23 protein-coding genes are annotated in these 22,595 nt (G+C 71.1%); 17 read left to right on the top strand and 6 right to left on the bottom strand.

Annotated features, from left to right (window positions below; all coding sequences use genetic code 11):
* Nucleotides 1-5: 5 nt before the first annotated feature.
* From GHC57_RS04825 to GHC57_RS04815, 3 genes are read left to right on the top strand one after another with little or no spacing between them, the layout of a single operon-like run.
* Nucleotides 6-623: a cobalt ABC transporter permease gene (locus GHC57_RS04825; protein WP_153341742.1), complete on the top strand. Its 618-nt coding sequence runs from the start codon at nt 6-8 to the stop codon at nt 621-623.
* The gene (cbiQ, locus tag GHC57_RS04820; RefSeq protein ID WP_153341740.1) at nt 620-1,414 is read left to right on the top strand and encodes a cobalt ECF transporter T component CbiQ; all 795 of its coding nucleotides are present in this window, start codon (nt 620-622) and stop codon (nt 1,412-1,414) included. Before GHC57_RS04825 ends, cbiQ begins: the two co-directional genes overlap by 4 nt.
* On the top strand, nt 1,398-2,084 hold the full coding sequence (locus GHC57_RS04815; protein ID WP_153341738.1) for an energy-coupling factor ABC transporter ATP-binding protein: 687 nt from the start codon (nt 1,398-1,400) through the stop codon (nt 2,082-2,084). Before cbiQ ends, GHC57_RS04815 begins: the two co-directional genes overlap by 17 nt.
* Nucleotides 2,085-2,109: 25 nt before the next feature.
* Here GHC57_RS04815 and GHC57_RS04810 read toward each other — a convergent pair whose 3' ends face one another.
* Nucleotides 2,110-3,411 carry an alpha/beta hydrolase gene (locus GHC57_RS04810; protein WP_246152137.1) on the bottom strand — a complete coding sequence of 434 codons (1,302 nt, stop codon included), beginning with the start codon at nt 3,409-3,411 and terminating at the stop codon, nt 2,110-2,112.
* Nucleotides 3,412-3,781: 370 nt separating this feature from the next.
* The gene (locus tag GHC57_RS04805; RefSeq protein WP_153341736.1) at nt 3,782-6,097 is read right to left on the bottom strand and encodes an ATP-dependent helicase; all 2,316 of its coding nucleotides are present in this window, start codon (nt 6,095-6,097) and stop codon (nt 3,782-3,784) included.
* A 365-nt stretch (nt 6,098-6,462) separates the two neighbouring features.
* Here GHC57_RS04805 and GHC57_RS04800 point away from each other — a divergent pair, with 365 nt between their 5' ends.
* The gene (locus GHC57_RS04800) at nt 6,463-6,768 is read left to right on the top strand and encodes a HigA family addiction module antitoxin (RefSeq protein ID WP_153341735.1); all 306 of its coding nucleotides are present in this window, start codon (nt 6,463-6,465) and stop codon (nt 6,766-6,768) included.
* A gap of 38 nt (nt 6,769-6,806) precedes the next feature.
* Here GHC57_RS04800 and GHC57_RS04795 read toward each other — a convergent pair whose 3' ends face one another.
* The gene (locus GHC57_RS04795) at nt 6,807-8,075 is read right to left on the bottom strand and encodes a M20 family metallo-hydrolase (protein ID WP_153341733.1); all 1,269 of its coding nucleotides are present in this window, start codon (nt 8,073-8,075) and stop codon (nt 6,807-6,809) included.
* On the bottom strand, nt 8,072-9,307 hold the full coding sequence (locus GHC57_RS04790) for a diaminopropionate ammonia-lyase (protein ID WP_343031111.1): 1,236 nt from the start codon (nt 9,305-9,307) through the stop codon (nt 8,072-8,074). Before GHC57_RS04790 ends, GHC57_RS04795 begins: the two co-directional genes overlap by 4 nt.
* Nucleotides 9,308-9,514: 207 nt before the next feature.
* On the opposite strand from GHC57_RS04790, the gene GHC57_RS04785 reads away from it, so the two are divergent.
* Genes GHC57_RS04785 through ureG form a run of 7 tightly spaced genes read left to right on the top strand, consistent with a single transcriptional unit; the run spans nt 9,515 to nt 14,612 of the window.
* Nucleotides 9,515-10,381, top strand: a complete 867-nt coding sequence (locus tag GHC57_RS04785) for an urease accessory protein UreD (protein WP_153341728.1) — start codon at nt 9,515-9,517, stop codon at nt 10,379-10,381.
* 26 nt (nt 10,382-10,407) lie between these two features.
* The gene (locus tag GHC57_RS04780; protein ID WP_153341725.1) at nt 10,408-10,710 is read left to right on the top strand and encodes an urease subunit gamma; all 303 of its coding nucleotides are present in this window, start codon (nt 10,408-10,410) and stop codon (nt 10,708-10,710) included.
* Nucleotides 10,711-10,723: 13 nt separating this feature from the next.
* Nucleotides 10,724-10,996, top strand: a complete 273-nt coding sequence (locus GHC57_RS04775; protein WP_153341723.1) for an urease subunit beta — start codon at nt 10,724-10,726, stop codon at nt 10,994-10,996.
* A gap of 43 nt (nt 10,997-11,039) precedes the next feature.
* Nucleotides 11,040-12,749, top strand: a complete 1,710-nt coding sequence (gene ureC, locus GHC57_RS04770) for an urease subunit alpha (RefSeq protein ID WP_153341721.1) — start codon at nt 11,040-11,042, stop codon at nt 12,747-12,749.
* A gap of 12 nt (nt 12,750-12,761) precedes the next feature.
* On the top strand, nt 12,762-13,268 hold the full coding sequence (locus tag GHC57_RS04765; protein ID WP_343031110.1) for an urease accessory protein UreE: 507 nt from the start codon (nt 12,762-12,764) through the stop codon (nt 13,266-13,268).
* Nucleotides 13,225-13,974, top strand: coding sequence for an urease accessory protein UreF (locus GHC57_RS04760; RefSeq protein WP_343031109.1), 750 nt, complete (start codon nt 13,225-13,227; stop codon nt 13,972-13,974). Before GHC57_RS04765 ends, GHC57_RS04760 begins: the two co-directional genes overlap by 44 nt.
* Complete coding sequence (ureG, locus tag GHC57_RS04755) at nt 13,971-14,612, top strand: urease accessory protein UreG (RefSeq protein WP_153341715.1); 642 nt, start codon at nt 13,971-13,973, stop codon at nt 14,610-14,612. Before GHC57_RS04760 ends, ureG begins: the two co-directional genes overlap by 4 nt.
* Here the strand turns inward: ureG and pfkB are convergent.
* A complete protein-coding gene (gene pfkB, locus GHC57_RS04750) occupies nt 14,572-15,546 on the bottom strand; it encodes a 1-phosphofructokinase (protein WP_153341713.1) in 975 nt (324 codons plus the stop codon). The two genes, ureG and pfkB, sit on opposite strands and share 41 nt — an antisense overlap.
* Nucleotides 15,547-15,717: 171 nt before the next feature.
* Here pfkB and GHC57_RS04745 point away from each other — a divergent pair, with 171 nt between their 5' ends.
* The 6 genes from GHC57_RS04745 (at nt 15,718) to GHC57_RS04720 (ending at nt 21,387) form a co-directional block, all read left to right on the top strand.
* Nucleotides 15,718-16,686: an aldo/keto reductase gene (locus tag GHC57_RS04745; RefSeq protein WP_211369120.1), complete on the top strand. Its 969-nt coding sequence runs from the start codon at nt 15,718-15,720 to the stop codon at nt 16,684-16,686.
* A gap of 3 nt (nt 16,687-16,689) precedes the next feature.
* Nucleotides 16,690-17,268, top strand: a complete 579-nt coding sequence (locus GHC57_RS04740) for a DUF6064 family protein (RefSeq protein ID WP_153341711.1) — start codon at nt 16,690-16,692, stop codon at nt 17,266-17,268.
* A 126-nt stretch (nt 17,269-17,394) separates the two neighbouring features.
* The gene (locus GHC57_RS04735) at nt 17,395-18,720 is read left to right on the top strand and encodes an MFS transporter (protein WP_170294685.1); all 1,326 of its coding nucleotides are present in this window, start codon (nt 17,395-17,397) and stop codon (nt 18,718-18,720) included.
* 131 nt (nt 18,721-18,851) lie between these two features.
* A complete protein-coding gene (locus GHC57_RS04730; RefSeq protein ID WP_153341707.1) occupies nt 18,852-19,550 on the top strand; it encodes a hypothetical protein in 699 nt (232 codons plus the stop codon).
* A 76-nt stretch (nt 19,551-19,626) separates the two neighbouring features.
* Nucleotides 19,627-20,643, top strand: a complete 1,017-nt coding sequence (locus tag GHC57_RS04725; RefSeq protein ID WP_211369119.1) for a class I fructose-bisphosphate aldolase — start codon at nt 19,627-19,629, stop codon at nt 20,641-20,643.
* Nucleotides 20,644-20,655: 12 nt separating this feature from the next.
* Nucleotides 20,656-21,387 carry a DUF72 domain-containing protein gene (locus tag GHC57_RS04720; protein WP_153341703.1) on the top strand — a complete coding sequence of 244 codons (732 nt, stop codon included), beginning with the start codon at nt 20,656-20,658 and terminating at the stop codon, nt 21,385-21,387.
* Here the strand turns inward: GHC57_RS04720 and apbC are convergent.
* Entirely contained in the window at nt 21,380-22,495 is a 1,116-nt protein-coding gene (gene apbC, locus GHC57_RS04715; protein ID WP_153341701.1) for an iron-sulfur cluster carrier protein ApbC, read from the bottom strand. The genes GHC57_RS04720 and apbC overlap by 8 nt on opposite strands.
* Nucleotides 22,496-22,595: the final 100 nt, after the last annotated feature.

The following is a 22,595-nucleotide window of genomic DNA, read 5'->3' as shown; positions in this document are numbered from 1 at the left end:
GTCCCATGACTCGTTTCGCGGCCAGTCTGGCCACCGTCGCCTTCGTGCTGATCCTGGCCGGGTCCCCCGCCCTGGCCCACAAGGTGATCGCGGGGGCCTTCCCCTCCGGTGACGTGATCGAAGGCGAGGTCGGGTTTTCCAACGGCGAGATGGCCGCCGACACGCCCGTGACGGTGTTCGACGAGACCGGCGCGCTGATGGGCGAGACCCGCACCGACGCCGACGGCTTCTTCGTCTACACCCCGACCCGTCAGGTCACCCATGTGTTCGAGGCAGACCTGGGCGCCGGGCATGTGGTCACCTTCCGCCTGGACGCGGCCGAGGTGCCGGCCGTCGCCGGGGGCGCCGCCCCGGCCGCCGCACCCGCTGCCACGATCCCGGCCGCCGCGCCTGTGCCGGCGGACCTGAAGGCGATGATCGCCGACGCCGTCCGGGACGAGGTCCGCCCGCTGCGCCGGGAAATCGCAGCCTACAAGGAAAAGAACGACCTTCAGACCATTCTGGGCGGCATCGGGTATATCATCGGGCTGTTCGGGCTGGCCTTCTTCCTGATGGCGCGACGCGAGCGCCGGACCGAGCGCCCCAAGGGGCACGCCACCACACGGCCGGCAGCGGCGGAATGAGTCACATCCTGGGCCGCAGTGCGCCGACGTCCCCGGGGGACAGCGCCCGGACGGACGGACTCATCCAGGCGCTCGACCCCCGCACCCGGATCCTGGCGGCGGCCGGCTTCGCCCTGGTCGCGGTCGCCCTGACCAGCCTGTGGCTGATGCTGATCGCCCTGGTGATGGCCGGGCTGGCCATGGGAGCCGCCCGGCTGCCGGCCGGCCCGACGCTGCGCCGCATGGCCATGATGGACGGCTTCATCGTGGTCCTGCTGGTGATGCTACCCTTCACGGTCCCCGGCCCGGCCGCGTTCACGGTGCTGGGCTGGCCCGCCTCCTGGGCGGGGCTGGAACAGGCGGCGGCCATCGCGCTGAAAGCCAATGCCGTCGCGCTGGCGTTGCTGTCTCTGGTGGGGTCCATGGATCCCACCACGCTGGGCCATGCGCTGGCCCGCCTGCGTGTGCCTGAACGCCTGGTCCATCTGCTGCTGTTCACGGTCCGCTACATCGCGGTCATCGAGGCCGAATACCACCGCCTGCGCCGCGCCATGCGGGCCCGCGGGTTCCGCCCCCGCACCAACGGGCACACCCTGCGCAGCCTGGGCTACCTGATCGGCATGCTGCTGGTGCGCGCCCTGGAGCGGTCGGAGCGCATCCTCCAGGCCATGAAGTGCCGGGGGTTCACGGGTCGCCTGCCGCTGCTGGACACGCTGCGCTTTTCGGCCCGCGACGGGGTGTTCGCGGCCGGCCTGATTCCGGTGCTGGCCGGGCTGCTGATCCTGGATTTCGCCCATGTCCCTGCTGCTTGAGGGCACCGGCCTCCACTTCACGTACCCGCACCGGCCGCCGGTGCTGGCGGGAGCCGACCTGACCCTGGGCCCCGGCGACCGGCTGGCCATCACCGGGCCCAACGGCGCCGGCAAGAGCACGCTGCTGCAAATCCTGGTCGGGCTGCTGCGGCCGCAGGCGGGCCGCGTCGTCGCCTTCGGAATCGAGCGTCACGCCGAAGCCGACTTCCACGAGGTGCGCCGCCGCGTCGGCTATGTGTTCCAGGACCCCGACGACCAACTCTTCTGCCCCACGGTGGCCGAGGATGTGGCCTTCGGCCCGCTGAACCTGGGCCAGAGCCGCGCCCAGGCGCTGGAAACCGTGGCCCGGGTGCTGGACGTCGTCGGCCTGGCCGGGTTCGAGGGCCGCGTCACGCACAAGCTGTCGGGCGGCGAGAAGCGGCTGGTCTCGCTCGCCTGCGTGATGGCCATGGACCCGGACGTGCTGCTGCTGGACGAGCCCACCAACGCCCTGGACGAGGAGACCACGGCCCGCATGGAGGCAGTGCTTCTCAGCCTGCCCCAGGCCATGATCGTGGTCTCGCACGACCCCCATTTCCGCCGCAAGGTCGTGACGCGGACGCTCCGCCTGCAGGGCGGACGGCTGGCGGCGCCTGACCCCACCTGCCGTCACGCCCGGGGCACGGGTTGATCCCGATCGGCGATCGGCCCTCCCCCTACTTCACCGCTTTCAAGCCACGCGCGGGCGCCGGGGCCTGCACCGCCGTGTCGGGCTGGCGCAGCACGCTGACGCGCTTCCCCGCATGCGCCGGGTTGGGCGGCGTGCGGGCCGGCGGGGTCTTGATGTAGGGCCGCAGCTTTTCGCTGGTCATGAACTTGTGCATGGCGATCTCGTAGCCCTCGCGCCGGCAGCGGGCCACGTTCTCGTGCGTCCAGAACGGCTTGGCGTCCGACTGGGCCTCGATGACGATCCACTCCGTGTCGCGGCCCTTGGCCTTCTGGTAGGCCGCCGCCTGCTTGATGTCGTCGTCCCCGATGGTGGCCACCATCTCGGTGACCTGAAGCGCATAGTTGTTGTGGTTGCCGTTGTTGATGCTGAGCATGTCGGTGTCGTTGCTGTCCATGATCTGCACGCAGATGCAGACCTCCAGGGACGGCAGCGAGTCGAGCGCGGCCGGGGTCAGGGTGGCCGCATCGCGCACGGCGCTTTCGCGGTAGTAGCTGCCGTCGATGTAGGTTTCGGCGATCAGCCAGGGCAGATTGCTGCCGGACGCCAGACGGCGGCCATCGACCGGCGCGAAGTCCGGATGGCCGATGCAGTTGGTGGCTTGGATCACCTCGGGTGCGCCCACCTTGAGCAGGCTCATGATGTAGACGGGGGCGGCATCCCGGTAGACGCTGGTCCAGTTGATCGGCGGGTTGATCCAGCCGTCCGGATCCTCGGGATTGTACAGATCGGCGAAGGGTCCGATGGGCGCGAAGAAGTAGCCGCCCAGGGCGAGGCGTGTCATCGGGTGCCAGACGCACAGGCTGCGGGTGAAGATGCCCAGATTGCGATCCGTCGGGTTGGACAGATAGTCCATGCCGGTCTTCATGACGTCGGGGAACAGTTCCGGCGCGAACAGGTTCTGATAGGCCTGGGGCGTGGTGTAGTACTGGGCGAAGCCGCGCATCCACTGGGCCACGCGCATGGCGAACACGGGCGGGATCGGCGCCTTGACGTAGTCCTTCTCCTGCATCAGGCCGGTCTTTGAGAACGCGTCGATGTAGTGTGTGGGTGCGCGGCCCTCGACCAGCGCCATCAGGTAGTACAGCCCGATGAAGTCGCCGATGCAGCCCGGCAGCATGGCGTCCGGCACGATGCCCAGTTCGTGCATGGCGTCGATCACGCCGACCTCGTAGCCGTAGTACGGCCCGCCGCCGAACGGCACATAGGCCACCTTGGCCGCCTCGGCGCGTTTGGCCCAGGTCTCGTAGTCGCGAAGGTCGCGGCGGTCGGCATCGAAATCCACGTCCATGGCAGGGTCCTCCTTCCCTCGTCGGGCACGGCTCGGCGTGCCGGGAGCGACGTGACGGACATGCGGGCGGCCAGGGACTGGCGTGGGCGTGACCGGCCCCGTCGAGCAGACGCATCTTTTACGCGCAGACACGGACGACTGCGCGATGCGCCGGAAACCTGCGCGACACTATACCGGACAATGAAACCATGACACAATGCACTATCGAGCCCTATAGGTCGTATATCTTCAATATTCTGCCAAACGGCGATGGATTGATACAAATCGACTCAAAATACCACGCAAGACCGCGCAGCCGCACCGAATACGGCGACCGCGCGACCCCGTACCGCTCTCTTTGGTTGATACTCCGACCCGGCGGGGACGGCGGTCACACCGCCTCGACGAACCCCGCCACCACGGTCTTGACCCCGGCCTTCTCGAAGTCCACCGCCAGCTTGCCGCCCTCGCTGGACAGCACGCGGCCATACCCGAACTTCTGGTGAAACACCCGCTGGCCGACCGTGATGTCCAGGCCGTCGCCGGTGCGGTCGCGCACCTTCCAGGACCCTGTGCCGGGTGCAACGCGCGCACCGCCCCCTGCCCCGCCTTGGCCTCCGGTCATGGACCGGCGCGGATGGCGCGTGCCCCAGCCGCCCATTTCCTCGGCGAACCCGGCGGTGACGGCGCCGTACAGGCCGGTATCGCTGGTCTTTTCTACGCAGTCGTCCGGCAGTTCATCCACGAACCGGCTCGGCATGGCGGCCTGCCAGTTGTTGAAGATGCGCCGGTTGGCCGCGAACGACACGAACGCCCGCTTGCGCGCCCGGGTCAGGCCCACGTAGGCGAGCCGGCGTTCCTCCTCCAGCGAGGCCTGCCCGCCCTCCTCCAGCGCGCGCTTGTGGGGAAAGACATCCTCCTCCCAGCCCGGCAGGAACACGACGTCGAACTCCAGGCCCTTTGCGCCGTGCAGGGTCATGAGGGTCACCCCGGCAGCCGCGCCCTTGCTTTCCGTCTCCATCACCAGGGCGATGTGTTCCAGGAAGGCGTCCAGGGTCTCGAACTCGGTGACGGCGCCGACCAGCTCCTCCAGGTTCTCGACCCGGCCCGGGGCCTCCGGGCTCTTGTCCGCCTTCCACATGGCGGCGTAGCCGGACTCCTCCAGGATGGTGGCGCACAGCTCGGCCGGCGGCATGCCGCCCACCAGCGCCCGCCAGCGTTCCACGTCGGCGACGAAGCCCGCCAGCGCCTTGCGGGCGCGCTTGGTCAACTCGTCGCTGTCGGCCAGATCGCGGGCGGCGGCCAGCAGCGGCATCCCGGCCTTGCGGGCCATGACCTGGAGCGACTGCAGGCTGGCCTCGCCCAGCCCGCGCTTGGGCGTGTTGACGATGCGTTCGAAGGCGAGATCATCGTCGGGCTGGGCGACCAGCCGCAGATAGGCCAGGGCGTCGCGGATCTCCAGGCGCTCGTAGAACCGGGGGCCGCCCACCACCTGATAGGGCACGCCACAGGTCATCAGCCGTTCCTCGAACGCGCGCATCAGGAAAGCCGCGCGGACCAGGATGGCGGTGCCGGCGGCCGGCAAGCCCTCGTGGCTCAGGGCCTCGATCTCCTCCACCACCCAGCGGGCCTCGGCCTCGCCGTCCCACAGGCCGCGCACCTTCACCGGCGGCGCGTCCGGATCGGCGGCGGCCGCGCCGGCCGCGATCAGGTCCTTGCCCAGGCGGTCGGCGTTGTGCCGGATCAGCCCGGAGGCCGCGCCCAGGATGGCGGTCGTCGAGCGGTAGTTGCGCTCCAGCCGGATCACGGCCGAACCCGGATAGTCCTGCTCGAAGCGCAGGATGTTGCCCACCTCCGCCCCGCGCCAGGAATAGATGGACTGGTCGTCGTCGCCGACGCAGCACAGGTTGCGGTGCCCGGCGGCCAGCAGGCGCAGCCACAGATACTGCGCCACGTTGGTGTCCTGGTACTCGTCCACCAGGATGTAGTCGAACCGGCGCTGGTACTCGGCCGCGACCTCCGGGTGGGCCTGGAAGATGCCCAGGGTGTGCAGCAGCAGGTCCCCGAAGTCGCAGGCGTTCAGTTCCAACAGCCGCGCCTGATAGCGGGTGTAGAGCATGGCCGCGCGCTGCGCGCCGGTGCCGCGCCGGTCCTCCTCCGGCACGCGGTCGGGCGTCAAACCCCGGTCCTTCCAGCGCTGGATGCGGCCCATGATCGCCTTGGGCGGGTCCTTCTTGGCATCCAGCCCGGCGTCCGCCATGAGCTGTTTGAGAAGGCGAAGCTGGTCGTCGGCGTCCAGGATGGAGAACCCGTCGCGCAGCCCGGCCAGCGCGGCGTGCCGGCGCAGGATGCGCAGGGACAGGGCGTGGAAGGTGCCCAGCCAGACGCTCTCCGCCACCGGGCCGATCATGCCGGCGAGTCGCTCGCGCATTTCCCGCGCGGCGCGGTTGGTGAAGGTCACGGCCAGCACCCGCCAGGGCTGGGCGCGGCGCTGGTGCAGGATGTGGGCGATCCGGGTGGTCAGCACGCGGGTCTTGCCGGTGCCAGCCCCCGACAGCACCAGGACCGGACCGTCCAGGGTTTCCACCGCGCGGCGCTGTTCCGGGTTCAGGCCGGCCAGCCACGGCGGCTCGGGCGTCGCCTCATCGCCGGGCGCGCCGGTAGCCGCGTCAAAGTCTTCGTCGGTCAGGTCGAACGGGTCGGTCATGACGGCTCCGGACGGTGGCGGGGATGCGGCCGCGGCCTGCAGACTCGGGACGGCCCCGGCCCTGGCGACAGGCGCGGCAGGGCCCAAGTCATTGCGAAATATGGTGCGGCAAGGTCGTTCGACCACCATATCCGGGCGAGCGGCCCGCCGCAATGCCGGTCCGGACGGGCTCCAAATTGACTCCCGCGCGCCCGCTCCCTAGCTTCGGGATCCGGCTTGCAGAATCGCCGAGTCTTCCTCTTCCGCAGAACGGCCCCCTCGACAACGGACGGCATGCGCGCCCTCGGGGGACGGCCGCGCAAGTCAGGGCGTCCGAGGGGCGCGCTCGTCATCGGTCCGATCCCACACGCAGGTGGACACGACACATGTCGCACTCCGACAGCTCCCAGCACCCGGGTACCGTCCTCCGCAAGCGATTCCTGGTGCCGCACGGCCTGGACGTGGACCGCCTCGCGACCGATCTGGGCGTGCCCGCGAACCGGCTGGACGATGTGCTGGCCGGGCAGCGCTCCATCACGGCGGACATGGCTCTGCGGCTGGCGCGCTATTTCGGCACCTCGCCGCTGTACTGGATGAACCTGCAAAGCCGCTTCGACCTGCACGTGACGGGTCAGGTGCTCGCCGGCGAGATCGAGCGCGACGTGCAGCCGCTGCACAAGGACGTGGCCTGAGATCTCTCCGCCGCGTTCGGCCGCCAAGCGCCCACGGATCATCCGGGGGCGGGATCGACGGGCTCGGCGAGATCCACCAGCAGGTCGAGCAGCACGGACGCCCCGGCCTCCAGGTGGGCGTCGTCGGTGTGTTCGGTGACGTTGTGGCTGATGCCCCCGGCGGAGGGCACGAAGATCATGCCGGTCGGGCAGACCCGCGCCATCATCTGGGCGTCATGACCAGCCCCCGAGGGCATCCGCCGCACGGACAGCCCGCGCGCCCGGGCGGCGGCCTCCACCCGGTCCACCATGGCGAGATCGAAGGTCACCGGCTCGAACCGGGCCAGGGTGCGGCGGGTGACGGTGCAGCCCTCGGCGGCGGCCAGACGGTCGATTTCGGCGAAGGCGACCTGCTCGGCCGCCTGAAGCCGCGCCTCGTCGGTGTTGCGCAGGTCGAGCGTGAAGCGCGCCCGGCCGGGCACCACGTTGATGAGGTTCGGCGTCAACTCCAGCGCCCCCACCGTGGCCACCTGATCGCCGCCCATGCGGGCAGCCAGATCGCGCACGACCACCGCGGCCGCCGTGGCCACATATCCCGCATCCCGGCGCAGACGCATGGGCGTGGTGCCGGCGTGGTTGGATGTCCCCTCGACGATCACGTCGGTCCACGAAATGCCCTGCACTCCCTCCACGGCGCCGATGGCGATGCCCTGTTCCTCCAGAACCGGCCCCTGCTCGATGTGCAGTTCCACGAAGGCATGGACCGCCGGCGTGCCGACGGGCGCCGGCCCGGCATAGCCGATGGCCGAAAGGGCATCGCCCACCGTCCGGCCGTCGATGCCCTCGACCGCCAGGGCCTCGGCCAGCGGCAGGCCGCCCACATAAACCAGGCTGCCCATCATGTCCGGCGCGAATCGCGCCCCCTCCTCGTTGGTGAACACGCCCACGGCCAGCGGCCGGCGGGTGGTCACGCCGGCGTCGTTGAGGGCGGCGACCACCTCCAGCCCCGCCAGCACACCCAGGTTGCCGTCGTACAGCCCGCCCGTGCGCACGGTGTCGATGTGCGACCCGGCCATGACCGGCGCACCGTCCTCCAGGCCCGGCCGCAGGCCGATGATGTTGCCGATGGCGTCGATGGTCACATGCAGGCCAAGGTCTCGCATCCAGCCCACGACGAGATCGCGGCCCGCCTTGTCCTCGGGCGTCAGGGCGAGGCGGCAGACACCGCCGCCGTCCAATGCCCCCACCCGCCCCAACGCGTCCAGGCGGGCGCGCAGGCGGGGCCAGTCCAGCCGGACCGCCTGATGAGTCCGCCGGGTCGTCGTCATGGCATCGCCTCCACCGTCTCGGCGGGGCGGCCGACCAGTTCGGCATAGAGCGCGGGGTCGGTGGCGCCCTCGGTGGAGAACGCCAGCACGCGGCTGGTGGCGTCCAGGCCGAGCGCGGCCTTCAGCGCCGGGTCGGCCATCGCCAGCAGGCATCCCGCCAGCCCGGCCGTGGCGCTCTCGCCGGCCACGAACGCGGGATCGTGGCGACCGGCGGCCAGCAGTTGCATGACCTCCACGGCGGCGGCGTCCGGCACGGTCAGGGCATCATGGAGGCCGGCCTCCAGCACCTCCCAGGCCAGCAGCGAGACCTCGCCGCAGGCCAGCCCGGCCATCAGGGTGTCCAGGTCGCCGTGGACGGCCTTGGGATAGCCGACCCGCACGCTTTCGAACAGGCAAGCCGCCCGGTCCGGCTCCACGGTGATGATGCGCGGCCGCTCTGCACCCCAGACCTCCCAGGTCTGCGCAGCCACGGCGGCGGCCAGACCGCCCACGCCGCCCTGGACGAACACATGCGTGGGCGGCGCGTCCATCTGCCGAATGGCCTCGTCCACCATCACCGTATAGCCCTGCATGACGTCGCGGGGGATCTCCATATAGCCCGGATACGAGGTGTCGGAGACCACCACCCAGCCGTTGGCGGCGGCGTCGTCGGCCGCCTTGCGCACCGAGTCGTCGTAGGTGCCCGGCACGCGCCGGACCTCGGCCCCGAACCGGGCGATGGCCTCGCACCGCGCCCGGCTGACGGTGGCGTGCACATAGATCACGCAGCGGCAGCCGTAGCGCCCCGCGCCCCACGCCACGGAGCGACCGTGGTTGCCGTCGGTGGCGCAACAGACGGTCAACTCGGCCACATCCTCCCGCCAGCGGCCGGCGATCAGATCGGCCACCGTCACCGGCTCCGTCACGCCCCGGTCGGCCAGAAGGCGGCGCAGCACCCGCAGCACCGCATAGGCCCCGCCGAGCGCCTTGAAGCTGCCCAGGCCGAAGCGCGGGGCCTCGTCCTTGACGACCAGCGCGCCCAGACCGGCGGCGGCGGCCAGCCCGTCCAGGCGGCGCAGGGGCGTTTCGGCGTAACCGGGCCAGACGCGGATCTCGTCGCGCGCGGCGGCGAACCCCTCCGGGCTCAGCACCGCGCGTTCGCGCGGGCCGATGGGGCGCCCCCCTTCAGCGCGGGGGTTGGCGACATGAGCGACGGGATGGGCGGTGAGAAGGCGGGACGGGACAGCGGTCACGGGCGAACTCTCTCGATCAATGGACGTCATGATTACCGGGAACGGGCGCGGGCGTGGAAACGGTCGGCGCGCCGGGCCAGGGCCGTGACGACCAAGCCCATGGCACAGACCCCGAACCATGCGTATCGTAACGGATGACCGCAAGACGGGACACGACCCGCAAGGGGGGCAAGGCGGCATGACACTGCGAGTTGGGGAGACGGTGGCGTGAGCCCCGACGGCGCCCGCACGGATGCGGCGATCCGCCGTCAGACGGCCGTGGGCCGCCTTGGCCTCGTGCTGCGCGGCGACGGCCCGGTGACCCGACTGGTCGATCTGGACCAGGCGGCGCCTCTGCGCGCCCTGTTCCCGCATCCCGTGCCCGGCGAGCCCCTGACCGCCTGCGTCGCCAACACCGGCGGCGGGCTGGTGGCGGGCGACCGGCTGTCGGTTTCGGTGACGGTGGTCGAAGGCGCGCGGGCGATGGTCATGGCCCAGGCGGCGGAGAAGGTCTACCGCTCCGGCACGGGCGACGCGGCTGAGGTGTCGGTCTCCCTCACCGCCGGGGCCGAAAGCTGGCTGGAGTGGCTGCCGCGCGAAACCATCGTCTTCGACCGCGCCCGGCTGCGGCGCGAGACGGTGCTGAACCTGGACCCCACGGCGCATGTGCTGGCGGGCGAGATCGTGGTCCTCGGGCGGCGTGCCCACGGCGAGACCCTCACGCGCGGTCTGATCCGCGACACCTGGGCGGTGCGCATCAGCGGTCGGCTTGTCTGGGCCGATGCCCTGCACCTGGAGGGCGATCTTGCCCGCGCGGGCCAGGCCCCGGCCGGGTTCGCGGGGGCCGAGGCCCTGGCCACGCTGATCGCGCGCCTGCCGGGCCAGGAGGCCGCCTTGACCGACGCCGTCCGCACCCGCCTGGAGACTCACGACCGGGTCCGGGCCGGCTGCACGACGGTCAACGGCCTGATGATCTGTCGTATCCTGGCACCCGCCACCGTGGCGGCGCTGGGCGCGTTCGCCGACGTCTGGACCCTGCTGCGGCAGGCCGGCGGCGGCCATGCGGCATCCCTGCCGCGACTCTGGTCCATCTGAACAGCGAACAGGGGGGCTTCCGACCCATGAACCTCACGCCCCGGGAAAAGGACAAACTGCTTGTCGCCATGGCCGCGCAGGTCGCCCGCCGGCGCCTGGATCGCGGCGTGCGCCTCAACCATCCGGAGGCCGTCGCCCTCATCACGGACACCGTGGTCGAGGGCGCGCGCGATGGCCGCTCGGTCGCCGACCTGATGCGCGCGGGCGGTCAGGTGCTGACCCGCGATCAGGTCATGGAGGGCATCCCCGAGATGATCCCCGAAATCCAGGTCGAGGCGACCTTCCCCGACGGCACCAAGCTGGTGACCGTGCATCAGCCCATTCGTTAGAGAGGGACCGGCCATGATCCCCGGAGAGCTTTTTCCCGCCGTCGGCGTGCTGACCCTGAACGACGGGCGCGAGACCCGCACCCTGTCCGTCGCCAACACCGGCGACCGGCCGGTGCAGGTGGGCAGCCACTATCACTTCGCCGAGACCAACGCCGCCCTGTCCTTCGACCGCGAGGCCGCGCGCGGCTTCCGGCTGGACGTGCCGGCGGGCTCGGCCGTCCGCTTCGAGCCGGGCCAGAGCCGCGAGGTCACGCTGGTGGCCTATGTCGGCAGCCGCACCGTCTAAGGGTTCACAGGCGCGGTCCAGGGGCCGCTGGAGGGGTAGAGCCATGGCCATGCAGATCGACCGCGGCGCCTACGCCGCCATGTTCGGCCCGACGACCGGGGACCGCCTGCGTCTGGCCGACACGGACCTTGTGATCGAGGTGGACCGCGACCTGACCACCTACGGCGAGGAGGTCAAGTTCGGCGGCGGCAAGGTGATCCGCGACGGCATGGGGCAGTCCCAGACCGCCCGCGCCGCCGGGGCCGTGGATACCGTCATCACCAACGCCCTGATCGTGGATCACGGCGGCATCTACAAGGCCGATATCGGCCTCAAGGACGGCCGCATCGCCGCCATCGGCAAGGCCGGCAACCCGGACATCCAGCCGGGCGTGGACATCATCATCGGCCCGGGCACGGAGGCCATCGCGGGCGAGGGCCGCATTCTGACGGCCGGGGGGATCGACGCGCACATTCACTGGATCTGTCCGCAACAGATCGACGAGGCCCTGGCCTCGGGCATCACCACCATGCTGGGCGGCGGCACCGGCCCGGCCGAGGGCACCAACGCCACCACCTGCACCCCCGGCCCGTGGCACTTGGCGCGCATGCTGCAGGCGGCCGAGGGCCTGCCCATGAACCTGGGCTTCTTCGGCAAGGGCAACGCCAGCCTGCCGGCGGCCCTGGAAGAGCAGGTTCGGGGCGGGGCCATCGGCCTGAAGCTGCACGAGGACTGGGGCACCACCCCCAGCGCCATCGACTGCTGCCTGTCGGTGGCCGAGGCGCACGACATCCAGGTCGCCATCCACACAGACACCCTGAACGAAAGCGGCTTCGTCGAGACCACCCGCGCCGCCTTCAAGGGCCGCACCATCCACGCCTTCCACACCGAGGGCGCGGGCGGCGGCCATGCGCCGGATATCATCAAGCTGGCCGGGGACGCCAACGTGCTGCCGTCCTCGACCAACCCCACCCGCCCCTACACCGTCAACACCATCGACGAGCATCTGGATATGCTGATGGTGTGCCATCACCTGGACCCGGCCATTCCCGAGGACGTGGCCTTCGCCGAAAGCCGCATCCGCAAGGAGACCATCGCGGCCGAGGATATCCTGCACGACATGGGCGCGTTCTCCATGATCGCGTCGGACAGCCAGGCCATGGGGCGCGTGGGCGAGGTGATCTGCCGCACCTGGCAGACGGCGCACAAGATGAAGGTCCAGCGCGGCCGCCTGCCGGAGGAGACCGGCGACAACGACAACCTGCGGGTCCGCCGCTATATCGCCAAGTACACGGTCAACCCGGCCATCGCGCACGGCATCGCCGACCATGTGGGCTCGGTGGCGGTCGGCCAACTCGCCGATCTGGTGCTGTGGAAGCCCGCCTTCTTCGGCGTGAAGCCGGATCTGGTGCTCAAGAGCGGCACCATCGCGCTCGCCGCCATGGGCGATCCCAACGCCTCCATCCCGACACCGCAGCCGGTCCACTACCGGCCCATGTTCGGCGGATTCGGGCGCTCGCTGACCCACAGCATGGTGACGTTCGTCTCCGGCGCGGCCCTGGAGGCCGGCATCGGCGAGGCGCTGGGCCTGCAACGGCCGCTGCTGGCGGTGCGCGGCTGTCGGTCGGTGACCAAGGCCGACATGGTGCTGAACGACGCCACCCCCCACATCGAGGTCGATCCCGAGACCTACGAGGTGCGGGCGGACGGAACCCTGCTCACCTGCGAACCGGCCGAGGTGCTGCCCATGGCCCAGCGCTACTTCCTGTTCTAGGAGGCGATGACCGTGAGTGCCGCCCCGGACCGCCGCGCCGTCCGCCACCATCCCGCCGGCACCTGGCCCGAGGCCCGAACCGGCGGGACCGTCACCCTCGCCTGTGCCGAGCGGCACCGGCGCCGCGTGCGTCTGATCGACGACGCGGGGACCCCCTTCCTGCTCGATCTGCCGGCGGCGGTGGCCATGCGCGACGGCGACGGCCTGGATCTGGGGGACGGCGGGTTCATTCGGGTCGTGGCGCGGGCGGAGCCGGTGCTCGACATCGCCTGTTCCGACACCCGCCACGCCGCCCGCATGGCGTGGCACCTGGGCAACCGGCATCTGCCGGTCGAGGTGCTGACGGACGGCCTGACCCTGCGCATCGCCGACGATCATGTCATCGCCGACATGGCGCGCGGGCTGGGCGGCATCCTGACCCGGCACGAGGCGCCGTTCTCACCGGAAGGCGGCGCCTATGGCGGGGGGCATGGGCATGGGCATGGGCACAGTCACGGGCATGGTCACCACCATGACTGAGCCCACCGACATGCCCCTCGCGGACCCGGCGCTGCATCGCCTGCTGGCGTGGCTGTCGCCGGCCTTTCCCGTCGGGGCCTTCACCTGGAGCCACGGCCTTGAAGCCGCCGTCGAGGCCGGTCTGGTCCACGACCGGGACAGCCTGATGGACTGGGTGGGCTGGATCGTCGCACAGGGATCCGGGCGGCTGGATGCCGACTGCCTGCGGGAGAGTCACCGGGCGGTCGCGGCCCGCGACTGGGCCGCGCTCCGGGAGAGTGCGGAGGAGGCCGCCGCCCAGCGCGCCACGGCCGAGATGGCGCTGGAAGCCTCCGCCCAGGGCGCGGCGTTCCTGCGCGCCATCACAGACGGCTGGCCGGCCGAGGGCATCGCAAAGGCCCGGGCCGTGCTGACGGATGCGGGTCTCGATGTCGCCTATCCGGTCGCGGTCGGGCTGGCGGCGGCCTGCCACGGCCTGCCGCTGCGCCCCGTGCTGGCCGGCTATCTGCATGCGCTGGGGGCGAACCTGATCTCCGCCGGTGTGCGCCTGATCCCGCTGGGACAGACCGCCGGTCAGCAGGCCCAGGCCGCGCTCGTTCCGGTGTTCATCCAGGCCACCGAGGCCGCGCTCGTCCGTCCCTGGTCCGACCGGGGCAGCGCCGCGCCCATGGTGGACTGGACCAGCATGGCCCACGAAACCCAGTACACGAGGCTGTTCCGCTCATGACCGATCCCGCGTCCTCCTCCAACCCGCTGCGCGTCGGCGTCGGCGGCCCGGTGGGCTCCGGCAAGACCGCGCTGCTGGAACACCTGTGCCGGGCCATGGCGCCCCGCTACGGCATCGCCGCCATCACCAACGACATCTACACCCGCGAGGATCAGCGCATCCTGACCGAGGCCGGCGTCCTGCCCGCCGCGCGCATCATGGGGGTGGAGACGGGCGGCTGTCCGCACACCGCCATCCGCGAGGATGCCTCGATGAACCTGGCCGCCATCGACACCATGCGCGGGCGGTTCCCGGACCTGGATCTGATCCTGGTGGAGAGCGGCGGCGACAATCTGGCCGCAACGTTCAGTCCGGAACTGGCGGACCTGACGATCTACGTGATCGACGTGGCGGCCGGGGAAAAGATCCCGCGCAAGGGCGGGCCGGGCATCACCCGGTCGGACCTGCTGGTCATCAACAAGACCGACCTCGCGCCGCTGGTGGGCGCGCGCCTGGACGTGATGGACGCCGATGCGCGGCGGATGCGCGGGGAAAGGCCGTTCGTCATGACCAACCTGAAGACCGGCGACGGCCTGGACGCCATCGTCTCGTTCATCATCACCGCCGGGGGCCTGCCCGATCGGTCTCCAGCGGCGTGACGGTGACCCGCGCGGCCAGGGCCTCGATGTGATCCAGGGCAGGCAGGCGCGGGCCGATCTCGCCCAAGGCGGCGGCCGAGACCCCGACCGCCACCCGGGCGGCCTCGGGCACGGGCAGGCCCTGCGCGGTGGCGTGGATCAGGCCCGCCACCAGGGCATCGCCCGCCCCGACGGTGCTCGCGACCGGCACGGCCGGCGGCACGGCGAGCCAGGCGCCGTCCCGATCCCGAACCACGGCACCCCCAGGGCCGAGCGAGACGACCACCAGCCCCACCCCGCCGGCCACCAGCCGGCCTGCCGACGCGACCACGGCGGTCATGTCCGGCAGCGCGTGCCCCATCAGGGCTTCCAGCTCGGCCCGGTTGGGCTTGAGGATATCCGGGCCGGCGCCGATGCCCTCGGCCAGCGCGGCCCCGCTGGTGTCCAGCACCACGCGGGCCCCCCGCGCGCGGCCCCAGGCGATCAGGTCCGCATAGGTGTCGGGCGGCAGGCCGTCGGGCAGGCTGCCCGACAGCACCAGCCAGTCCAGGCCGCCCGCGCTCGCGTGCTCCAGCGCCCGACGCACCGCCGTGACATCCGCCGCCGTCACGGCCGGGCCCGGTCCGTTCAGGTCGGTCACGGTGCCCGCGTCCGGATCGAGGATCTTCAGGTTGGTCCGCGTGGCCCCGGCAACCGGCACGGTGATGTCGGTGACCCCCATCGCCGCGAACTGGCGTGTGAACAGCGCGGCGGTCTCCCGTCCCAGCAGACCGGCCAGCGCGACGGACTGCCCCAGATGGGCCAGGAAACAGGCCACGTTGACCCCCTTGCCGCCGGGATCGGTCCGGCTGGCGGCGATCCGGTTGACGCGATCGACGGCGAAGCCGGGCACGGTCAGCGACCGATCCACGGCGGGGTTGAGGGACACGGCGATGGTGCGGGGCGCGGGGGACATGGGGGCTCGTCAGTTTGGCCGGCGGGTTCGCCCTAGCATCGCCCAGCCCGAGCAGGCGTGTCATCCCGGCCTTGATGGTCTTGCGCGCGCCGCACGGCTTGGCGCCCCGTTGACTCGGCCCGGGCCGGCCCCAACCTGCCGGGTATGCAAGAAACCCCGGGAGTTTGGATCATGCCCCCTCCGCCACGAGATGACAGCCGCCCCGATCGCAGGGCCTTCCTGGCCGGACTGGCCGGCGCCTCGGCGCTGGCCTGGGCCGGACGCTCCATGGATGCCCTCGCCCGCCCCGTGCGGCCGACCGACTTCGGCGATGTCCTGACCAAGACCATCCCGTCCACCGGAGAAGCCGTGCCCGTGGTCGGCATGGGCACCTGGATCACCTTCAACGTGGGCGATGACCAGGCCCTTCGCGATCACCGCACCGGCATCCTGCGCGAGTTCTTCCGGCGCGGCGGCCGCATGATCGACTGTTCGCCCATGTACGGCTCGTCCGCCGAGGTGCTGGGCTACGGGTTGTCTCGGTTGGAGACCACTGACGGCCTGTTCTCCGCCAGCAAGGTCTGGACCTCGTGGACCAGCGGCGGTCCGGAGCAGATCGGCGAACAGCGCCGCCTGTGGGGCGTGGACGGGTTCGACCTGATGCAGGTCCACAACCTGAAGAACTGGGAAGGCCACCTGGAGACCCTGCGCGAGATGAAGGCGGAGGGTCAGGTGCGCTACATCGGCGTGACCACCTCGCATGGGCGGCGCCATGACGAACTGATCCGTGTCATGGAAACCCAGGACCTGGACTTCATCCAGGTGACCTACAACATCCTGGATCGCGCCGTGGAGGACCGAATCCTGCCCCTGGCGCGGGACCGGGGCATGGCCGTGATCGCCAACCGGCCCTATCGACAGAAGGGCCTGTTCCGCCTGTTCCAGGACAAGCCCCTGCCGCCCTGGGCGGAGGAGCAGGCGGACGCGGTGACCTGGGCCGATTTCTTTCTCAAGTTCATCGTCTCGCACCCGGCGGTGACCTGCGCCATTCCGGCCACCTCGCAGTTGCCGCACCTGCGCGAGAACATGGCGGCCGCCACCGGCCGCCTGCCCGACGAAAAGACACGGGCGCGCATGGCGCAGTACGTGGAGACGCTGTAGGCGATGGCCGTTTCGGTGACCCTGCCCTATTCGGCCGAGGTCCTGCAGGCGTTTCTTGCCGGCTATCACGAGAGCATCTGGCCGGCGCAGATCGCCGCCGTTCTGCTGATCGCGGCGCTGCTGGTCGTGCTGGCGCGCCCCACCCCGCGCACCACCCGCCTGCCCGCGCTGATCCTGACCGCCTTCTGGGCCTGGGTCGGCGGCGTGTTCTACATGGCCGAGTTAACCCACCTCAGTTTCCTGGCGACCGCCCACGGGGCCGCCTGCCTTGGTCAAGCCGCGCTGCTGCTGGGGCACGCCGGGCGGGGTCCCGAGCCGGTGGCGCAGCGATCGCGGGCGCGCCTGTCGTTCGGGATCGGACTGCTCGTCGTCGCCCTGGGGGTCTACCCGCTGGGCATGGCCGTCTGGGAGGGCTCGGCGGCGGCCTGGCGGCTGGCCGGCGTCACCCCCGTGGCCACGGCGCTGCTGACCCTGGGCGCGCTGATCCTGGGACCGGGCGGCCGCTGGACGGCGGGCCTGCTCGGCGTCATTCCGGCCGCCGTGCTGGCCTGGGCGGCGTTCACCGCATGGGTGCTGGCGTGACGGGCGCGCCAGCGGATGGGCGCGCGGCGCGGGAACCGGATCGGTCGAAGCGCGTTTCACTCGCACGCGCGCCGGCCCTTGTCCTGTGGGACCGGCTCCGTCTGCACATTGCACCGAGGCCCGCCCGTGACCGCATCCGCATCCACCACCGCCGAGCACACACCGCACGTTGACACCTCCCGGGCTGAGGACCCGGGCGGCCTGCGCGTCTGGCAGATCCGGGCGCTGCTGGCCGGGGTGGCTCTGCTGCTCGCGGGCAACGGGCTGCAGGCGACCCTTGTGGGCGTGCGCGCCGGCCTGGAGAACATGTCCGACACCACCATCGGCCTCATCATGTCGGCGTATTTCGCGGGGTTCGCCATCGGTACGGTGGTCGCGCCCCGACTGATCGAGTCGGTCGGCCACATCCGCGCCTATGCCGCGCTGGCGTCCATCGCATCGGCCCTGTCGTTGGTGTTCGTGATCGTCGTCTCGCCGCCCGTCTGGATGGTTCTGCGCGCGCTGCACGGCGCCAGCTATGCCGGCCTGCTGATCGTCATAGAGACATGGCTCAACGGCGCCACCGGCCGGGACCAGCGCGGCCACATCCTGGCCATGTACATGATCGTCTTCTACGCGGGCTGGGCCGCCAGCCAACCCATGCTGCTGATGGCGTCGCCCGGCGGGTTCGTGCTGTTCTGCTTGGTCTCGGTGTGCCTGTCGCTGTCGCTGGTGCCGATCACGCTCAGCCGGGCCGGCGTTCCCGGCGTCGTCACGGCCGACCGGCCCAAGCTGTCCCAGCTCTACCGGATTTCGCCCTTCGCCCTGTTCGGGTCCGGCCTGACGGGACTGGCCGCCAGCGCGTTCTTCGGCATGGCCCCGACCTTCGGCCAGCGCATCGGCCTGAGCGAGGCCGGCATTGCCGCCCTCATCGGTCTCATGCTGCTGGGCGCGCTGGCGCTGCAATGGCCCTTCGGATGGCTGTCGGACCGTGTGGACCGCCGCCTTGTGGCCCTGGCCGCGGCGGCCGCCTCGGTCGCCGTGTCGGCCGGGATGACGGTGATGGGGCCCGAAGCGCCGCTGTGGAGTCTGCTGGGGCTGTCGTTCCTGCTGGGGGGCACCCTGATGCCCGTGTACTCGCTCTGCGTGGCCCACGCCAACGACCAGATCGAGCGCAACGACCTGATCGCCGTGGCCAGCGGCCTGATCCTGATCTACGGATTCGGCTCGGTGTTCGGCCCCTTCGCCGCCAGCGTGCTGATGGGATCGCTGGGGCCGACCGGCCTGTTCGCCTTCATCGGAGGAACCGGCGTCCTGATCCTGCTCATGGGCGTCTGGCGGCTGCTGGTCGCGCCCGCCCCGGACATGGAGGTGAAGCAGGGGTTCGTCGCCGTGCCGCACACCAGCCACGCCGCCTATCTGCTGCACCGGCACGGGCCGGGCGTCACGAAAGGCGAGACGGCGCCGCGCTGACGGGGCGGGCGGGGCTGGAACCCGCCCCCCGGGTCATGAGTTTCCTGGGCAAGCCCATCGCCACGGCGGCGCGCCGACACCCTTGGGCGTGCCCGTGGCGTCCCTGTTCGCACCACACGGGAGAGTGACTCATGACCCGCATGATCCGCACCCCCGCCGCCTTCGCCCTGGCCCTGGCCGCCGGGCCCCTCGCGCTGACCGGCCCGGCGCCGGCCGCCTCCGATGGGGGCGCCGCGTTGTCCCCGCCCGCCAAGGGCCTGGAGACCTGGGACACGACGCCGCTGTACAGCGACTGGCGCATGTCCGGCATTCTGGGCGGCACCGTGCTGAGCCGCGACGGCGATGCCGTGGGCATCGTCCACGACGCCACCATCGGCACCACGGGCCTGATCGAGACCATCGTCGTGCGCGCCGCCAGGACGGACGGCGCGCTGGGCTGGTTCGAGGTCCCCTGGACCCAAGCGGACATCAATCCCGCCACCGGCTCGGTGGAGCTGGGCCTGGACACCGAGGCGGTCGCCAGCCGTCTTGAGATGGTGACGGACGCCGCCCCCGAGCCCATGGATTGGACCGCCCGCGAGCTGCTGGACCTGCGCGTGACCCTGGCGGACGGCACCGGCGCGGTGGATGATCTGATGTTCAATCCGGCCGGGGACCTGACTGCCTACGTGGTGGACCTGACGCAGACCCAGGCGATGTACGCCCTGCCCTGGACGGCCGGCACGGTCGCGCGGGACGACGAGGTGGTGACCTTCGCCTACCCGCGCACTATGGTTGTGGGGACCACGCCGTTTGTGTACGGCGATGTCACCCCGGCATCGGACGGGTGATGTGAAGGAACGCCCCGCCCCACCCGCCCTGGGCGGGACCCCATCCGCCGAAGACGACACCGAACGGGAGGCTCCCTTGGACATCGCACGACTGCACGAAACCGCCACCGCCCTGGTCGCCGACGGCAAGGGCCTGCTGGCGGCGGACGAGAGCACCGGCTCGATCCGCAAGCGCTTCGACGCCGTGGGCGTGGAGTCCACGGAGACCAGCCGCCGCGACTACCGCCACATGCTGGTGGGCACGCCGGGCATCGGCGCGCATGTCAGCGGCGTGATCCTGTACGACGAGACCATCCGGCAGGCCGCCCCGGACGGCACCCCGCTGGTGCGTCTGATCGAGGACGCGGGCATGATCCCCGGCATCAAGGTGGACACGGGGGCCAAGCCGCTTGCGCCCGAGCCCGACGGCGGCGAGACCGTGACCGAGGGTCTGGACGGCCTGCGCGATCGGTTCAAGGAATACGCCGCCCTGGGGGCGCGCTTCGCCAAGTGGCGCGCGGTCTACAGCATCGGCGACGGTCGGCCCAGTGCGCGCAGCATCCACGTGAACGCACATGCTCTGGCGCGCTATGCCGCGCTGGCTCAGGAAAACGGCTTGGTGCCCATCGTCGAGCCGGAAGTGCTGATGGACGGCGGCCACGACATCGCGGCCTGTTTCTCGGCCACCGAAGCCGTGCAGCATGCGGTGTTCGAGGACCTGCGCATCCAGGGCGTGCGGCCGGAGGGGATGCTTCTCAAGCCGAACATGGTGATCTCCGGCAAGGACGCCGCCGATCAGGCCGATCCGGACACCGTGGCGGAACGCACCCTGGCCTGTTTCCGCCGCACCGTGCCGGCGGCCGTCCCGGGGATCGTGTTCCTGTCCGGCGGCCAGGATGACGAGCAGGCCACCATCAACCTGGATGCCATCAACCGGCGGGCACGGCTGGAGGGCGCGCCGTGGCCGCTCAGCTTCTCCTACGGCCGGGCGCTGCAACAGGCCGCGCTGAAGACCTGGGCGGGCGACAACGCCAACGCCGGGGCGGCACGGGCGGCGTTCCTGGACCGGGCCAAGGCCAACCAGCAAGCCGCGCTGGGCCAACTTGTCGCCTGAGGACCTTCGATCATGGCCCGCATCCTGATCGGAACCTCCGGGTGGCACTACGACCACTGGGTCGGGCCGTTCTATCCGGAGAGCACCCGCCCCGCCGACCGGCTGGCGCAGTACGCCGGCCGGTTCCCGGCGGTGGAGGTCAACAATACCTTTTACGCCCTGCCGTCGCCGGACACGCTGGCGTCCTGGCGGGCGCAGACTCCGGACGGGTTCGTGTTCGCCTGCAAGGCCAGCCGCTACATCACCCACATGAAGAAGCTGAAGGACCCGGCGGACAGCCTGGCCCGGTTCCTGGACGCCGCACGGTCGCTGGGCGACCGTTTGGGGCCGCTGCTGTTCCAGTTGCCGCCGAACTGGCGCGCGAATCCTGAGCGCCTCGACGCCCTGCTGGCGGCCGTGCCGGACGACCTGCGGTGCGCCGTCGAGGCGCGCGACGAAAGCTGGTTCTCCGACGAGATCGACGCGGTTCTGGCCCGCCACTCTGCCGCGTTCGCCGTCTACGACATCGACGGCCGGACCTCGCCGGTCAAGACCACCGCCGATTTCGCCTATGTCCGCCTGCACGGCCCGGGCAAAGCCTACGAGGGGTCCTACGACGACGAGGCCCTGGGAGGCTGGGCCGCGCAGGCCCGCGCCTGGCGGGACGAGGGAAAGGACGTCTACGTGTTCTTCGACAACGATCAGGACGGGCACGCGCCCCGCAACGCGGCCCGCCTGATGGAGATGGTCGGGGACGTCACGTAAACCGAATTTTTGGGGCGGCCGGACGGGCGCCCGAGTCGATCTGCGCCAGGATGCTGTCGGCGATCGCCAGATACGCCCTGGCGTGCGCGCCCTCGGGGTCCGTCACCACGATCGGCGTGCCGGCGTCCGCGTTCACGCGAATGGCGATGTCGAGCGGGATCGCGCCCAGGAACGGGCAGCCCATCTGTGCCGCCGTCTTTTCCGCGCCGCCGTGGGCGAACACCTCCTCGCGGTGGCCGCAGTTGGGGCAGACGTAGTAGCTCATGTTCTCGACGATGCCGAGCACCGGCACATCCACCTTGCGGAACATGTTCAGCCCCTTGCGGGCATCCAGCAGGGCGATGTCCTGCGGCGTGGAGACGATCACCGCCCCGGCCAGCGGCACGCGCTGGCTCATGGTCAACTGGGTGTCGCCGGTGCCCGGGGGCATGTCCACGACCATCACGTCCAGCTCGCCCCAGTCCACGTCGCGCAACATCTGCTCCAGCGCGCCCATCACCATGGGACCGCGCCAGACCACCGGGTCTTCCTCGTTCATCATGAAGCCGATGGACATGACCTTCAGCCCCATCGACTCGAGCGGCTGGATGCGGTCATCGGCCAGCGTCGGGCGCTGCCCGGCCAGACCGAGCATGCGGGGCATGGACGGGCCGTAGATGTCGGCGTCGAACACCCCGACCCGCTGGCCGCGCGCGGCCAGGGCCAGGGCCAGATTGGCGGCGGTGGTGGACTTGCCCACGCCGCCCTTGCCCGAGGCCACGGCGATGATGTGCCGCACCCCCGGGGGTGCGATGGACTGGGCGCGGCCGGCGGTGCCCTGGCGCGGCTGGCCGGCGGGTCCGGGCTGGCTGCCCTGGGCGCGCTGGGCGGTCAGCACGATGGTCGCGGTCAGCACCCCCGGCATGGCGTGCACCGCCGCTTCGGCCGCCTTGCGCAGCGGCTCCAGGGCGGGACCACGCTCCGGCGGGACCTCCAGCGCGGCGGTGACGTGGCCATCCTTGACCGCCACACCCTGCACCCATCCGAGCGCGACGGGGTCGCGGCCGGTCTCCGGGTCGGAGAGACGGCTCAGGGTGGCGATCACGTCGTCCCGGCTTACGGTGGCCATGCTTGAAAACTCCTTGCGTCTGTCCGATATCCCGGAGGCGTCGACCGACGCGCCCCCGGACCCGCGCTGCGACCCCTCCGGCCCCGGGCGCGACGTTGCC

This window comes from Roseospira navarrensis (genome assembly GCF_009601025.1).
In the GTDB taxonomy this organism is placed as follows: Bacteria; Pseudomonadota; Alphaproteobacteria; order Rhodospirillales; family Rhodospirillaceae; genus Rhodospira; species Rhodospira navarrensis.
The sequence above is the reverse complement of the archived record's forward strand: the minus strand, read 5'-3'. Positions and strand labels throughout refer to the sequence as shown.

Coding starts and splice junctions, on each gene's coding strand:
- ureG (WP_153341715.1), top strand. CDS start 13,971: ATGACCGATCCCGCGTCCTCCTCCAACCCGCTGCGCGTCGGCGTCGGC.
- GHC57_RS04795 (WP_153341733.1), bottom strand. CDS start 8,075: ATGACGACGACCCGGCGGACTCATCAGGCGGTCCGGCTGGACTGGCCC.
- apbC (WP_153341701.1), bottom strand. CDS start 22,495: ATGGCCACCGTAAGCCGGGACGACGTGATCGCCACCCTGAGCCGTCTC.
- GHC57_RS04780 (WP_153341725.1), top strand. CDS start 10,408: ATGAACCTCACGCCCCGGGAAAAGGACAAACTGCTTGTCGCCATGGCC.
- GHC57_RS04740 (WP_153341711.1), top strand. CDS start 16,690: ATGGCCGTTTCGGTGACCCTGCCCTATTCGGCCGAGGTCCTGCAGGCG.
- GHC57_RS04745 (WP_211369120.1), top strand. CDS start 15,718: ATGCCCCCTCCGCCACGAGATGACAGCCGCCCCGATCGCAGGGCCTTC.
- GHC57_RS04810 (WP_246152137.1), bottom strand. CDS start 3,411: ATGGACGTGGATTTCGATGCCGACCGCCGCGACCTTCGCGACTACGAG.
- GHC57_RS04825 (WP_153341742.1), top strand. CDS start 6: ATGACTCGTTTCGCGGCCAGTCTGGCCACCGTCGCCTTCGTGCTGATC.
- ureC (WP_153341721.1), top strand. CDS start 11,040: ATGGCCATGCAGATCGACCGCGGCGCCTACGCCGCCATGTTCGGCCCG.
- GHC57_RS04720 (WP_153341703.1), top strand. CDS start 20,656: ATGGCCCGCATCCTGATCGGAACCTCCGGGTGGCACTACGACCACTGG.
- GHC57_RS04800 (WP_153341735.1), top strand. CDS start 6,463: ATGTCGCACTCCGACAGCTCCCAGCACCCGGGTACCGTCCTCCGCAAG.
- cbiQ (WP_153341740.1), top strand. CDS start 620: ATGAGTCACATCCTGGGCCGCAGTGCGCCGACGTCCCCGGGGGACAGC.
- GHC57_RS04815 (WP_153341738.1), top strand. CDS start 1,398: ATGTCCCTGCTGCTTGAGGGCACCGGCCTCCACTTCACGTACCCGCAC.
- pfkB (WP_153341713.1), bottom strand. CDS start 15,546: ATGTCCCCCGCGCCCCGCACCATCGCCGTGTCCCTCAACCCCGCCGTG.
- GHC57_RS04760 (WP_343031109.1), top strand. CDS start 13,225: ATGGGCATGGGCACAGTCACGGGCATGGTCACCACCATGACTGAGCCC.
- GHC57_RS04775 (WP_153341723.1), top strand. CDS start 10,724: ATGATCCCCGGAGAGCTTTTTCCCGCCGTCGGCGTGCTGACCCTGAAC.
- GHC57_RS04730 (WP_153341707.1), top strand. CDS start 18,852: ATGACCCGCATGATCCGCACCCCCGCCGCCTTCGCCCTGGCCCTGGCC.
- GHC57_RS04805 (WP_153341736.1), bottom strand. CDS start 6,097: ATGACCGACCCGTTCGACCTGACCGACGAAGACTTTGACGCGGCTACC.